The organism is Rhizobium sp. AP16, assembly GCF_000281735.1.
GTDB lineage: Bacteria > Pseudomonadota > Alphaproteobacteria > Rhizobiales > Rhizobiaceae > Rhizobium > Rhizobium rhizogenes.
In genome coordinates, this window is sequence record NZ_AJVM01000045.1 from 1 (window position 1) to 13788 (window position 13788).

10 protein-coding genes and 1 pseudogene are annotated in these 13788 nt (G+C 56.3%); 4 read left to right on the plus strand and 7 right to left on the minus strand.

Annotation, left to right across the window (positions count from 1 at the left end; all coding sequences use genetic code 11):
- A partial coding sequence (locus tag PMI03_RS15165) for a hypothetical protein (RefSeq protein WP_007694729.1) occupies positions 1–351 on the plus strand: 351 nt, incomplete at its 5' end.
- A 22-nt stretch (positions 352–373) separates the two neighbouring features.
- On the opposite strand, the gene gspG is transcribed toward PMI03_RS15165, so the two are convergent.
- The 4 genes from gspG to PMI03_RS15185 form a co-directional block, all read right to left on the minus strand.
- Positions 374–817, minus strand: coding sequence for a type II secretion system major pseudopilin GspG (gene gspG, locus PMI03_RS15170; protein WP_007694731.1), 444 nt, complete (start codon positions 815–817; stop codon positions 374–376).
- Positions 814–1320, minus strand: coding sequence for an A24 family peptidase (locus tag PMI03_RS15175; protein WP_007694733.1), 507 nt, complete (start codon positions 1318–1320; stop codon positions 814–816). The genes gspG and PMI03_RS15175 overlap by 4 nt, the downstream gene beginning before the upstream one ends.
- Positions 1317–3458: a type II secretion system secretin GspD gene (gspD, locus tag PMI03_RS15180; RefSeq protein WP_007694735.1), complete on the minus strand. Its 2142-nt coding sequence runs from the start codon at positions 3456–3458 to the stop codon at positions 1317–1319. Before gspD ends, PMI03_RS15175 begins: the two co-directional genes overlap by 4 nt.
- A 276-nt stretch (positions 3459–3734) precedes the next feature.
- The gene (locus tag PMI03_RS15185) at positions 3735–5825 is read right to left on the minus strand and encodes a LamG-like jellyroll fold domain-containing protein (RefSeq protein ID WP_007694739.1); all 2091 of its coding nucleotides are present in this window, start codon (positions 5823–5825) and stop codon (positions 3735–3737) included.
- An 844-nt stretch (positions 5826–6669) separates the two neighbouring features.
- Here PMI03_RS15185 and PMI03_RS31020 point away from each other — a divergent pair.
- A pseudogene (locus tag PMI03_RS31020) lies at positions 6670–7205 on the plus strand (hypothetical protein); the annotation flags it as partial.
- 290 nt (positions 7206–7495) lie between these two features.
- Positions 7496–8383: an ATP-dependent Clp protease proteolytic subunit gene (locus PMI03_RS15195; RefSeq protein WP_007694741.1), complete on the plus strand. Its 888-nt coding sequence runs from the start codon at positions 7496–7498 to the stop codon at positions 8381–8383.
- A 283-nt stretch (positions 8384–8666) separates the two neighbouring features.
- On the opposite strand, the gene PMI03_RS15200 is transcribed toward PMI03_RS15195, so the two are convergent.
- Complete coding sequence (locus tag PMI03_RS15200) at positions 8667–8921, minus strand: GCG_CRPN prefix-to-repeats domain-containing protein (RefSeq protein WP_007694743.1); 255 nt, start codon at positions 8919–8921, stop codon at positions 8667–8669.
- A gap of 471 nt (positions 8922–9392) precedes the next feature.
- Between PMI03_RS15200 and PMI03_RS15205 the strand changes: the two genes are divergently transcribed.
- Positions 9393–10487, plus strand: a complete 1095-nt coding sequence (locus PMI03_RS15205) for a hypothetical protein (protein ID WP_039974100.1) — start codon at positions 9393–9395, stop codon at positions 10485–10487.
- A gap of 623 nt (positions 10488–11110) precedes the next feature.
- Here PMI03_RS15205 and PMI03_RS15215 read toward each other — a convergent pair.
- Complete coding sequence (locus PMI03_RS15215) at positions 11111–12133, minus strand: ABC transporter permease (RefSeq protein WP_007694746.1); 1023 nt, start codon at positions 12131–12133, stop codon at positions 11111–11113.
- On the minus strand, positions 12117–13637 hold the full coding sequence (locus tag PMI03_RS15220) for a sugar ABC transporter ATP-binding protein (protein WP_007694747.1): 1521 nt from the start codon (positions 13635–13637) through the stop codon (positions 12117–12119). Before PMI03_RS15220 ends, PMI03_RS15215 begins: the two co-directional genes overlap by 17 nt.
- Positions 13638–13788: the final 151 nt, after the last annotated feature.

Consider the following 13788-nt stretch of genomic DNA (forward strand, 5'->3'; position numbering starts at 1 on the left):
GCGGCCAGCCGTATCGGCAGCCGGCAATATGGTCTCAGGGACGTGAGCATCTTTCTCGAGCGCGGCGCCGACCGGCAGAATGATAGCCGGCTAATACAGTCGCTTCGCCCGCGCAGGCCCGGCGAGCAAATTCAGACAGAAGCCGTCGAGCTGGCGCGGATAGACGAGCTCCAGTTTCAATATTGGACGCAGGGCGATGCGTCGCAGGCTCCGGCCGGCGGCGCATGGCGCAGCGAATGGACCCAGACAGATAGATTGCCTGCCTCCGTCGGCATCACGGTTTCAATCACGCGTTCGGGACATAAGGTCTCCGCCGAAAGGATCCTTCATCTGTCCGCCGTGCCGGAATAAGGCTAAAGCTGGTCTGGCGCGCCTATGGGCTGAGATCGGCGTCCTGACCATCGCCGCCCGGCTTCCCGTCCCGCCCGAACGACATCAATGAATAGCCCGACAGACCCTCGGGCCCCTTATACTGGTACGGGTTGCCCCATGGGTCGCGGAGCGCGGCGGTCTGTTTCATGTAGGGACCGTTCCAGGATGTAAATCCGGCTGGGCGCTCCACAAGTGCCGAAAGACCTTCCTCCGTTGTCGGATAGCGACCGGCATCGACGTAGAGAAGTTCAAGCGCGCTTTCCAGGTTCCGCATTTGCGCTTTCGCCGCATCGACGCGCGCCGATCCGAGATATCGCAGCACCTGGGGTGCGGCGATCGCCGCAATGAGGGCGATGATTGCAAGCACGACCAAAAGCTCGACGAGCGTGAAACCATCGTCGTCGGCTCCGGTGTTCTTTTCGGCTATGATGTCTTTTTTCGTCATAGGGAACTCGCAGGTATCAATGAAAACAAGGATGTAACCTCGGATAACCAGGTGAGGACGAGGGCAATTCCGAGAAATGGCCCGAACGGCACCCTGAGATTGCGAAGGGCCGTCGATTTGCCTCGTAGAAAGATGAGCGAAAACAACAGAGCCGTGCTGCTGGCCAGCATGAAAAACAAGGGAAGGTTCCAGGGACTGAACCAGACGGCGGCGCTTCCGATGAGTTTGACGTCACCCAGCCCGAGCCCGATCCGACCGCTTATCCGTCGATGAACCCAGCGTAGGAGCGCAAAGGCCGCCATGGTCGCCAATCCGACCGCGAGTGCACGCAAGGTGTCGAGATCGCCGAATGGAAGCCTGTAAGCAATCCCCAGTCCTGCGAGCAAGACATTCCAATGGTCCGGAATACGCATGATTTTCAGATCGATCCAGGCAATCCGCAGGACCGTTGCGATCATCAGCAGAGCCGCGACCCATTGCTGTAGCGTCAACGGGCCGATCAATATTCCAGCCTCTTCAGGTCCTGCTCCAGCTCGTTGTTGCCGCCGCGTCGCTTCTGAACGGCCGAGCTCAAATTCAGCTGGTTTCGGAACTCTTCCGTCACATCCCTCGCCTGCCGCACGTCTCGAACGATACGAGGCTTGATGAAGATGATCAGCTCGGTCTTGTTGATCGTGTCCTCCTTGTTTTTGAAGGCATTGCCGAAGATCGGCATTTTCCCAAGGATGGGCACTTGCGAGTGGTTCAACGTGTTGCTTTGCTGGATCAGCCCACCGAGTGCAACGCTTTCATTGTCATCGACGATAACCTTGGTGGAGAGCTTTCTCTGCTGGATCGTCGGCGAATCGATACCCGAGGTCGTCGTCTTCACGACGTTCGAAACCTCCTGCTGAATATCGAGCATGACCCGTCCGGAACTGTTGACCCTAGGCAGGACCGTAAGGATCACGCCGGTATCTTTCAGGTCGATCGAGCTGACGATTGCGGTATTGCTGGTCGTCGTGGACGCCGACTGTTGCGTGACGATCGGAACCTGATCTCCGACCTGGAGCGTTGCCTTCTGATTATTCAGGGCCATCAGGGTCGGTGCGGATACGATGTTGACGTTGGTTATGCTCGACAGCGCGTTCAGGGTGGCGCCAACATTGCTGGAGGCAAAAGTCCAGGCAAAACCCGGAAAGCTGGCCCCGGTGCTGCCGTCGGAGAGGTCGGAAAGCCCGACACCGAACTTGCCGTTTTCGAAAAACCAGCGCAGCCCGAATTTCAACTGATCGTTGAGCGTCACCTCGGCGATGACGGCCTCGATGAGAACCTGCGTCGGCATCACATCCAACTGTTTCAAAATCTGCTCAATGTGTTCGTATTCGCGTTGTGTCGTCGATATCAGCAGCGCATTGTTTTCCACGTCGGCGACGACGGATGTGTGCGTTGAATCTCCCGCCGTCGTCGATGACGACGCGGTTGCGGCGGTATTGGTATTTGTAGCGGCAGGCTCAGTGGATGTGGCGTCTCCCGTCAACGTCGTCGGTGCCATGTCGGGCGCGACCGCGTTCGAAGAGCTTGGCGCGCTCTTTTCCTGGCCCGCAATCACGGACTGCAATACCTGCGCCAACTCTTTTGCCGGACGGTTCTGGATATTGTAGACGAAGAGCTGCTTCTCGTTGGTGCTGGCGATGCGATCAAGCTTGTTGATCCAGTCGGCCGCCTGCGACAGGTAGGCACGGCGGGAGGTTATGACCAGCACGGCGTTCAGTCGGTCGTTCGGAACGAATTTGATCAGTTTTGCATTGGGCCCGTCCTGGGTGCCGAATATGGTATTCAGCTCCTTTGCGACATCAGCGGGCTGCGAGGCCTTGAGCGGGTGAAGCGCCACCGACATTCCCTTCATCCAGTCGACGTCGAAGGTGGCGATCGCATCCCGCATGGCGGAGAGGTCCGCATTGGATCCAGCCAGCATCAGGAGATTGCGTGCCGAGTCGGCGCGCAGAATGGATCCCGGACGACTGATCGGCTCCAGAATGCTCTTCATTTCCTCCGCACCGATGAAGCGCAGTTCGATCACCTGAACCCGAACGCCCGGGCCGGACGGTGTCGCTGAAGGCACGGTGACTGCGGGCGTCGTCGAGAATGAATTGCCGATCGGGACGATCTGATAGGAATCGCCTTTGCGAACGATTGCGGCTCCATTGACGGCAAGGGCGGATTCCAGGATGTCGACAAGCGCGTCCCGGGATACCGGCTGGCTCGTTTGCAGCGTAACCTTTCCGTTGACACGCGGGTCCACGACGTAGCTGACTTTGAGAATGTCGCCCAGGATGCTTTTCGCCGCCGCGGAAATGGGGGCATCGACAAGGTTGAGGGTATATCCCTCGCCGCCGGATATTCGCTTTTCAACTGAAAACGCTGGAGCGCCTTGCGAAACGAAGCTCTCGTTCCCCTGCTGGGTCGCTCCGACAAATGCATTTGCGGAGCTCCCGTTGGTGAGCAGGGAGCTGGTTCCGCTCGTCGTCACCGGCAACGGCTTTCCTCGCGCGTCGAGCTGTAGCAGCTTGTCGGAAAAGACGTTGTCGACTGGATCTGAGGAGACACATCCAGCCAGCAAGAGCACAAGTGCTGCGTGAGCAGCCTTTAAAAATTTCATTGGAAAGAACACCTACCGAAAACACATTCTGCGTCTTCCCGCGACGAAGCACGAGCCGATTGAAACGGGCGAAAAACAACCGCCTCCACGGTTTTGGTGGTGCAACCTCCGCATCCGCCAAGATGGCTCGGAAGCAGTCGGCCACAAGGCATCAGCCTTTGTCTTGTTGTTAGGGCACTACCGCCAGGAGGTTACGTCTTTTCGTTTTCTCCTGGCGGGAGCGATACGATGAAGGGTGGATGGGAACGCTTCGGCTAGTCGTCGAAACCGACCGAACTATGCCATCAGGGCGGTGATCCCGGAGGAGTCCAGCGCACCATTGTAGATACGGAAGTCATCGATCAGACCGTTGAAATAAGGATCAGCACTGTATTGTGACCGTCCGATCCAGTTCTGTTTCGTCGGCCCGATATGGAACGGCGCGAAATACATCGCCGTGTTTGTTCCGACTTCGGTGCCGTCGATGTAGAGGGTGCCGGTATGACCGGACAAGGTCACCGCAACATGGGTCCAGCGCCCGGAAGGCATGACGATATTTGCGTCTATCCCCTGCTCACCATTCCCGCTGTTCAGAGTGATGGCGAAACGGGCCTTGCCCGTTGAACCGCGCGGCGTCAGGAACATGTAACGGCCTGTGCCGGTTCCGAAGTCGAAAATGCGCGCCCAGTTCTGATTGCCGTTCCAGAAGACCCAAGCCGCAATGGTGAAGTCGGCCAAAGGAAGCACGAGATTTTCCGGTAGCGAAACATAGGCGCTATTGCTGCTGATCAGCGAGACGGCCGTGCCGGTCTTGCCTGTCGCCCAGCTGGCATTGACGAGGGTGCCGCCGCCTCCGGTGGTGGTGCCGGTCCCCTCATCGAAGGCGAACTGGGTTTGCAGCGTTTTTGTCGTGGAGGCCGTCGCTTCGTTGGAGGCGGCACTTTCGCCCGAAGGCGTCTCTGCCGTGATTACATAATAATAGACACCGTCGGTCGGCCCCGTATCGGTATAGGTCAGCAGGTCGGTAATCCCGGTCTTGAGGGTCGTGTACGGGCCGCCCGATTGCGTCGCGCGCTTGACGCTATAACCCGTTGCATAGGCCGTGCCCCACCATGAGAGGACAATGTCGCCCGCGCTGAGCCTGGCGGTCAGGCCGCTCGGGGGATTGCCGGAGGCAATCGCTTCGCGGCTACAGGTGAGAGTGCCATAACCCAACTGGTCGTAGCCGCCGCTGTTGGGACCGTAATTGCCGCCGCCGCCTTCCGGAGCAATCTGATCCATGAACTTGCCAGTATAGGGCGCCGCCAGGCCCTGGCGGTTTACATAGTGATTGTAGACCAGCGTCCAGCATGGTCGGACCGTCCCCTGACTCGCTGTCGAGAAGCCGCTCTGATTGACCTTGTCGACATTGGTGTAGAACAGGTAAGGCACGGTGTAATAGGTCGTTCCGCTTTCGATCAAATTGCCTTTGGCGACGTATTCCGCCGCGGCGAGAACGCGGTTGTTGTCATAGCTGTAGAGATCGACACCCTGATTCCAGGCCATTTCGCAGATCGCCCCGACCAGGGCGATGCCCAGCGTATTATGACCCTGATCGCGTCCGGTCTCCTGCCATTGGCCCAGATAACCCGGATGGACGTAGTAGACGGCCTGCATGATGCAGCCATTGCCGGCGCCGGATTTGAAATATTCGACCGCTTCGTCGAAATAGGTCTGGTTGTCGCAGAGCACGCCGATGGCCATGATCGATGCCATGTTGCATAGATCCCAATTGGCCCAATAATGCGTGACCTGCGTGTTGTTGTGCCGATTGATGAAGTCGTGATTGATCGGGTAGAAGACGTTGACCATCATGGTCTGGAAACGCGCGAAATCCGCTGCCGCCCAGCCGGAATATGAGCGCATGATTTCCGCCGCATTGGCAAATTCGTAGCCGTAGATGCCCGCCGCCAGTGCGGCATTGGTATCGCCGCCGATGACCGTCAGGACCGCGGACCAGGCATTCATGATCTGAATCGACTTCTCGGCGTAGGCGGTGTCACCCGTTACCTTCCAGCGTAAGGCGTGCGCGTAAGCCGCAGCGATATCGTTGAAAAGCAAGGTGTAGTTTTGCGAATGAACGCCGTCGTTGCCGCGGTAGACCGCCGCCTGCGGACGCGGATTATAGCCCAGGCTGGCATGCGAATTTGCGGTCAGGACGTTCCAGCCGTTGATCCATGGCGACTCTGCCGCCTTGACCTTTGCCGCCATGCGGGTGAAATCGGCTTCGGTGTGCAGCAGGCCCGGATGGACGAACCCATCTTGGGCAGTCGTTGCGTCCGTGGACGAGGATGTGGCACCGTCGGCGCGAGCACCAACGGCAGACAGGCTAAGAGCGGCGAAGCCCATCAGGAAGCTCCGCCTCGAAAATGCATTTGCGATTATCTGGTCGTCAATTTGATCTGAAAATCCAGCCATACTATATTCCACACAGCTAAAATTGTAGACTACGACCAGGTTTGGCCGCGGACGAAATGTCAGTTTTAGAATTGGGTATCCCGCCTGGCGCGTGAAACGGCGCCAGCCCATAGATCTCTTTCGCTATCAAGAAGCGTTCTGCTGCTCTTCGAATCCCTGACCAGGTCTCGAAGATCGGTTCTGCTCGCCCATCGATTTGAGCGACGTTTTTCCGTGTGCAAGGCACCTTCAGTCCTGGGCCGACATCATGTCGCTACCCAAATGACGCACCTTCCGCCGCGATAGTCATATCGACGCAGAATTTACAGGCGGACGGACTTCCAATGAAATCACGCCTTCTATGTCCGTCACCTTTCGGCACTGATCAGCGTAGTATTAGGCACCTGTTCCATGTGGCATTTCCGCTGTCAATTTACCCTGGAGGCTCGACGCCAAAAGATGGCGCAAATTGGATAATCTACAGCGCAGCCGTCATATCCGGATGCCGCCAATCCTCAAAAAGTGGTGTTCTGGAAGCTTGGCTTTAAAGCGCCCTCTCGACGAGGTCAGCCGGCTTGCCCGCCAGGAGAAAATTGACATCGAGGGTGTAAACCGGCACCGAAGGTTGCCTCTCAGTCAAAAGGCAGCAAGTAAATGACTTTGCAAGTAGATTAACAAGCTGCGCGGGGTCGCTATCGGCACCAATCGGGACTCCCTTTGATTTCCATTCCGTACATGTAAATCAAGGCTTTATGCCGCAACGTTAGCAGGCTCAACCTTCGAAGCTGTTTCACAGATCGCGCACAATGCAGGCTCCAACCGTCCGTTCTGCGACGCTGTGCCAATAAGGCATGGGCCTGTTCGGTTTCCGAGATCGATTGGGATGCCCGTGGTTCCCAGGGCACAAAATTCGGATATCTGATCGGGCAGGCGGGCTATTTTCATGATGGTCATAGCGCCGTCGATGGCTGCTTTGCGCTGCTCGATCGAAGTATCGGGGAAAGTGAAGCGCCGTTCACGGAATTGATCCGCATCAGCGGGCAATCATATGTGCGAATTTTCGCCGAGTATGGCCCATATGAGATGAAAAATCATTTGAAGGGCAAGGGATATTGCTGATCTGATGGCAGTGATGGTCGACCGAAGTCCTAGTGGATAGAAGTCGGCGAGCAAGCCTCGTGCGATGAGCTTCATTGTCTGTGCTCAGAGATTTACAGTTGGGAGGTCGCAGCCCCGCGGGTTCAGCATCCGACAGCTTTCGATCGTTTCAAAGCATCACCAGATGCGAGATCAAACAGGGCTTTGCCGGGTGAGGTAAGGAGCATCGCTTGATTTCGATAGTCCAAGGACGACCGTCCGGTGGCGTGCGAAGGAAGTCGATCTTCGCACTCACCCAGGTCCGATGGAAGTCACGCTAGGTTCCGGCCGGCGCTGCGGCAAATCAATGCTTCGATCACAAATCCTTCCCAGCGCAGCATGTTGGGGGGATTGGATAAGCGTTAGACGACGGACTCGGCGGTGTGTCGCCTTTCATCTATTCATTGCAAAAAGATTTTCAAGTTGGGCGACGGGTTTCGTTCGATTGCTCGTTTAACCAACAAAAGCTCTGACGAAAATCCTGAATGACGAGGCTCATTGAGCTTGGAGCACACGATGGTCCGGTACTGGAGAGTGAGAATGGTTGCATTATCAAACATGCTCATGAACCGAAGTCGCAGATGCTCAGGCCCGCCGCACGGTATCGGCTCCTCATCAGCTTGCCGATCGGTAGCAACGTCACTGTAGCCTGGGGTCGAGCGTCTTGTCGGAACGATGACTCTCTTCAAGGACTGTCTGATATGTCAGCAATATTGAATCGCCGCGATGTCTGCTTCGGTCTATCTGCTTTAGCTGTCGGTACGCTCAAACCTAAATTCGTTTTTGCTGAGGAGAAGGCAAACGCGAATGTCACCTCGACGGCTTATTTGTATTTCTCGCAGCAGATTGACGACAAATCCACCCTTGAGCTGACCGGAGGATTGATCAATCTAAGATCTCAAGGTTATAAAACAATATATCTTATGATAAATTCTGCGGGCGGGGATATTTCATCAGGAATATCATTGTATCATTTGTTGTGCTCACTGGATGTAACAATTAATACATACGCGATTTCCAACGTTGAATCCGCGGCAATTCTTCTATTTTTGGCTGGGAAAGAGCGAGTTGCAAATAAAGAATCCATTTTTGCATTTCACTCGGGTCGACTGAGCTTCAATAACGAAAAACTTACCCCCGACGAAATTAATGAGAGATATACCGCGCTCCAAAACGACGATGATCGAATGAAGGAAATATACAAGGAACGGCTTTCAATCAGCGACAAGCAATATGGCGATCTTTTGGGTTCGCAACTTCGATTCGTAAGGGCACCCGAGGCATTGAATATTGGCCTGGTAACACGGATCGGCGAGATAGGCATGCAACCGCATGACGGCCTTTATTTTGTTCAGTCCTCCGCCGGCAAGTAGCTTTTGGTGAAATGAATCTATCGTTCAGCGACTGCATGAACGAGGCCGCTTTCGCTCGGCCGGCGTCCACCGCTTTAAAGAGGGTGCCAGACGTCTCGGCTTGGGGGCGTTGACACCTGTCGCAGGCCCAACGCGGCAAGAGCTTTCAGATAGGTGGGCAGGTCGCCGATATCGACATATCGTCTAATCGGGGAGAGCTGGCAAAGCGACACTGTTCACTTATATCAGGCTCACATACACATGATATTCGACCCGATCGAGATAATCGGGTCGAGCGCGATCCTTAGCGGTAGCGCCATCCACCATGCCACCACTCATGATGAACCCAGTAGCGGTGTCCGTCCCAATATCCACGTCCCGGATAGAAGGCGCCATAGGCCGGGCCGGCTGGTACGACGATAATGCGGGGGCCATCGGGGTGGCAGTAGCCATAGGGGCCTCGATGGAAGCCGATACCGCAGCCATCGCGGGCTTCAGCTGGTGCGACGACAGCAAAGCAAGCGGTGGCAGCCAAGGCCAATAAAGTGATCTTTCTCATATGTACTCTCTATTCTCGAAGAACCTGGTTGGTGTCCCTTCAGTGCTTAAACGGTAGGGATCGGCAAATCCGTCGCTGCTCGCGTTGATATTTGCGCTTGGCTATGAGGGAGGCTGCAGCGTGGATGTATCGATTGGATCGGGCAGGGGATCGGCATCCAGCGTCGCGTTTCTCAAGGGCTTCGATAACTTCGGGCAAATCGCTGACCGATCCCTGCACGATCGGGAACACAATAAACGAGCGGATCGTCCACCAAAATGCTGACACATCTGATCAGCTTTTTGGGGGAAAGCCACTGCACCGCGAAGCTGGTGGATCTTCCACAACCGACTATTGAACCTCGAAGCAAAATGTTTATTTTTCCGCGCTGTAAATGTGGGCGCAAAGTTGAACCCCCAGGATTTTGCGAAGCCTATGCTTCGCCCTTGCTCTGCGGATGCCTACGTAGTCACTCGGAGTTTCAGGCAGACAATGACATTCCCAATGATACAGCTTCCGCAAAGAGCTCTCATGCTTTCTCAGGGCGTAATCTCGGTGCCGAAAGCCCTCTTTTTCTCGCTGCCGATCGTGATCGGCCTCACTGCTTTCATGGCGGTTTCTGAAGCTCCGGGCATCTTGAGGGATTGGACGATCAACCAAAATCCCGTCACACTTGATAGCGGCGATATTCGCGACGGAAAATGCACGACCAGAAAGGGCTTCTTCACCACCTGCTCGGCCGATCTCAACTATACGTACAACGGTCAGAGTTATGACAAGGCCGTCGAGATCATGTTCGTCGACATCCATGACGGTGATTACGACACGAATCTCGTCATTTCCGCGGATCACCCGGATTTGGCAACCCTGAGCCTCGGGATTGAGAAGCTCTGGAACCGGATCATAACGCTCGCCGTGTTCGTCGCTCTTCTTGGCGGCGTCAGCATCGCCGCGATTTTCCAGATCTTGCGTGCCTGGCGCGTCCGCAGCCGATTGCGCCAACCTGCTCAACTCGTGCCGGTCCCGGTGGAAATCACGGCATTCGACCGGCGGCGCAAGCGATTGACGGTGACCTATGCGGACAAGATAGCCGAGAAAAAGACTGGGCGAGTGGGACATACTCGTTTCGAGCCGGGACAGGAACCGCTGCTCATCGGCGAAAATGGTGGCAAAGCCGTGGGGCTTGCCATCTGGCATGGAAATACGTCTCTTCCGGTCCTTCTGGATGAGCGGCTAGAGCGGATCGAGATGACGGCAGAAGAGCGCGCCAAAGCTCTCGCGCCGCTGGCTGCCGAACTGGGCGGGCATCCACCGGAACTCGTTGCGCGAGGGAAGAAAGGACCGTCCATCATGACGCGCCTCGCGAGATTCTTCCTCGTGATAATTCTGATTATCGGCGGCATTTTCGGCTACTGGCTTTGGTATGTGACCAGCGCAAGCTCGCAGTTTACGTCGCCCGCCATGGATATCAACAACATGATGCCGGCTCCTCTCAACCGCTGGGGTTGCGATCAGCTGAAGAAGCGTTTCGGCGATCAACATGCGCCCTTTGGATGCACCGCATCAGATTACACCAGCTGGAAGTGACGCCGAACAATGCGGGTTGAATTCTGATAGACGTGGGTTCCCAGTGGGCTCGCGTCTGTCCATTCGAGCCTCGCAAGGATGATACTTCCCGGAAATAGATGCCGGAGGCAGGCCAGATCTCGGCGGAAGCCAATACGGATTAGCGACAATGCATGGCAATGCGTCGATTATTAAGCGGACAGCGGAGCGCGGTACCGATCCTGATAGGCTCGCGCGCATTCTTTCGAGTTCTTCTTCATCAGTTACGGTCGAACCTACGGGTAAAGGCGGGCTGTCGTTTGACTGTAGCGTAGTCACTCTGGGACAAATGGCTTTCATCAGCGCAGCCTATGAAGGGGAGATGCGAAATCGCCGGCATGCGAGGGGCGACAAGTTGTTGATCGTCTTTCCCCGTCAAGGCATAGCGTTGGAGCGGTAAGGAGTGCCCCGTTTTTTCGCTTGGCGCTGACTAGGCCCGGCTTGAGACAGGACAATGAGAAACATTAGTTTCATGACAGTCGCTGGGTCACGCCAAGATGGCAAGCTGGGTGGGTTTTGCACGGAACTCAACAGACAATATCCGCGGCCGGTTCACAACCAGTGGACTGGTAACGGTTTCACGCGATGGCAATGCCGCCTCAAAGTCAACGCGTTTCGAGTATCCGCATCAACCGGCCGCGATAGCTGTCGAGAATAACGGCCAGCACGATAACGGCACCAATTACAATCGGCTTGATGTTGTCGTCAGCGCCCAGAAGCTGCAGACCGGTGGACAGTACCTGTAGGATGCAGGCGCCGACCAGCGTTCCGATGATCGAGCCCTTACCACCCGAAAGGCTGGTTCCCCCGATGATGACCGCGGCTATGGCATTCAATTCATAGCCGATGCCTGCGACCGGGCTGCCGACGTTCAGCCGGAGCAGATAGACCATGGCCGCGATGCCCGCTGTCAGCCCGGAAATCGTAAAGACCGCGACCTTGTACTTCTTTGGCTCATGCCCGGACAGCCGGACTGCTTCCTCATTGGTGCCGATTGCGAACACGAAGCGTCCGAAAACCGTATAGCGCAAAACGAACCAGCCGATGAGGACGACGATAATCGCGATCAAGAAGATCGAAGGGAATACGCCCCAGAAGATCAGATTGCCGAAATCGACGAAGGGTTGCGGCAGTCCGGTGATGGTGGAATTGTCACTGACAACGCGCGCCAGGCCACTTGCGACATTCAGCATGCCGAGTGTAACGATGAAGGACGGAAGCTTCCATTTTTCGCATACCCACCCGTTGACCGCGCCAAGGATAGCCCCTGTTCCCATCGATGCGAACGATGCCAGAACAATCGCCTGCCATGGGGAAAGGCGGGGATCGATCATGATGGTTGCGCCGATGACCGTGCAAAGGGCGAGCAGCGAACCGACGGACAGATCAATACCGCCGACAAGAATGACGAAGGTCATGCCGGAGGCAAGCACTGTGTTGATGGCGATCTGGACAAAGATTTTGAGGAAGTTCTCCGGCGTCGCGAAATAGGGTGCCGTCGCCGAGAAGAATGCGAGGATCAGAATGAGGGCGATGGCTACGCCGGCCTCTTTCATCGAGATCCGAATGAGCTTGTCCCAAAAGCGGCTCTCTTTCGGCTCGGTCTTGTTTTCAACGTTCCCGGACACGACTGTACTCCTTGTAAGCAAGTGAGAGGATCTTGCCCTCTTCGAATTGTTCCCGAGATATTTCGCCGGCTATCTTGCCATCCGACAACACGATGATGCGATGGCAGATGCTGATGAGCTCCGGCAGATCGGACGACACGACCAGAACGCCTTTGCCTTCAGCGGCAAATTTCGACAGGAGTTCATAGATTTCGGCCTTCGCGCCCACATCGATCCCGCGGGTCGGTTCATCGAAAATCAGCACCTTGGGGCCACGGAACAGCCATTTGGCAATGACCACCTTTTGTTGATTGCCCCCTGAAAACGTTCGAACCGCCTGACGGATCGAGGGGGTCTTGATATGCAGCTCGCGCACGAGACGCTGCGAATGATCATCCTCCGCCTTTCGGATGATCAAGCCGTTGCGGGAGACTTTGGCAAGGTCCGTTATGGTGGTGTTCTGCGCGCAGCTCATGTCGAGCATCAGGCCCTGCATCTTGCGGTCTTCCGTTGCCAGGCACAGGCCGGCGGCAACGGCGTCCTTGGGTGATCTGATCTCAACCGGTTTGCCATTGATGCGAATTTCGCCGGCAGCCTTGACGTCGGCGCCGAATATCGCCCGAACCGCCTCCGTTCGACCACTGCCCACAAGGCCGGCAATACCGACGATTTCTCCCTTGGAGACGGAGAAGGACAATTCCGGGCTATTGCGCGTCACCTTCAGACCGGAAACGCCAAGCGCCTCGCCAGGAACCACGCTGTCACCGCGAAAAAAGCCATGATCCGAGAGCGTTCGTCCGACCATGAGTTCGACTATTTGCGGGATGCCCAGTCCTGCAAGCGGGCGAGTGATCACATGCTGGCCGTCGCGCAGGACCGTCACATCGTCGCCGACCTCAAAGATCTCCTCAAGCCTATGCGAGATGTACAGGGTCGTAACCCCACGGCCCTTCAGCCGCTTCAGAATTTCAAACAGGCGGTCGACTTCCTTGGAGGTCAAGGTTGCTGTTGGTTCGTCAAGAACCAATAGCTTGCTTTCGTAGCAAAGTGCCTTGGCGATCTCGAGCAGCTGGAGCTGCGCGATGCTGAGCCGGCTGGCGAGCGTCGTCGGAGCAACGTCAAGGCCCACTTCAGCCAGGAGTTCGGCCGCCCTGTGGTTCAATTCCTTGTAGTTCACGAGGCCGTATCGGCGCGGAAGATGCTCAAAGAGCAGGTTTTCGGCAACCGTGAGATTGGAAAGAGGGTGCAGTTCCTGGTGAATGACACGGATTCCTGCCTTGAAGGCTTCCAGCGGCGACGCCGGATTGTAAGGCTTGCCGTCGAACACGATGTGACCGTCATCCGGCCTGAACAGGCCGCCGAGCAGATTGATCAGGGTGGATTTTCCGGCGCCGTTTTCGCCAAGTAGGACGTGCCCCTTACCGCGACCGATCTTTATGGAAACATCCTTGAGCGCGACGACGCCGGGGAAGCGTTTGCCTATGCCTTCCAGCTTCAAGATGAAGTCATCTGGTGTGCCTGACACGTCCACCTCATGCCTGTTTCAGTTTGTTTTGTATGGAGACAGCACCGCCCACGGCGCCGCAGGACCGGTTTGGATACGCCGCCCGCGAAGCGATCGACGAGAAAATCGGTTGGGCAGCGGATAGCGCCGGTCATGAACCGGCGCTTCCTTT

Bases quoted from the DNA above. Each gene is read 5' to 3' on its own strand.
- gspG (WP_007694731.1), bottom strand. From the start codon at position 817: ATGACGAAAAAAGACATCATAGCCGAAAAGAACACCGGAGCCGACGAC.
- gspD (WP_007694735.1), bottom strand. From the start codon at position 3,458: ATGAAATTTTTAAAGGCTGCTCACGCAGCACTTGTGCTCTTGCTGGCT.
- PMI03_RS15185 (WP_007694739.1), bottom strand. From the start codon at position 5,825: ATGGGCTTCGCCGCTCTTAGCCTGTCTGCCGTTGGTGCTCGCGCCGAC.
- PMI03_RS15195 (WP_007694741.1), top strand. From the start codon at position 7,496: ATGACGAGGCTCATTGAGCTTGGAGCACACGATGGTCCGGTACTGGAG.
- PMI03_RS15200 (WP_007694743.1), bottom strand. From the start codon at position 8,921: ATGAGAAAGATCACTTTATTGGCCTTGGCTGCCACCGCTTGCTTTGCT.
- PMI03_RS15205 (WP_039974100.1), top strand. From the start codon at position 9,393: ATGACATTCCCAATGATACAGCTTCCGCAAAGAGCTCTCATGCTTTCT.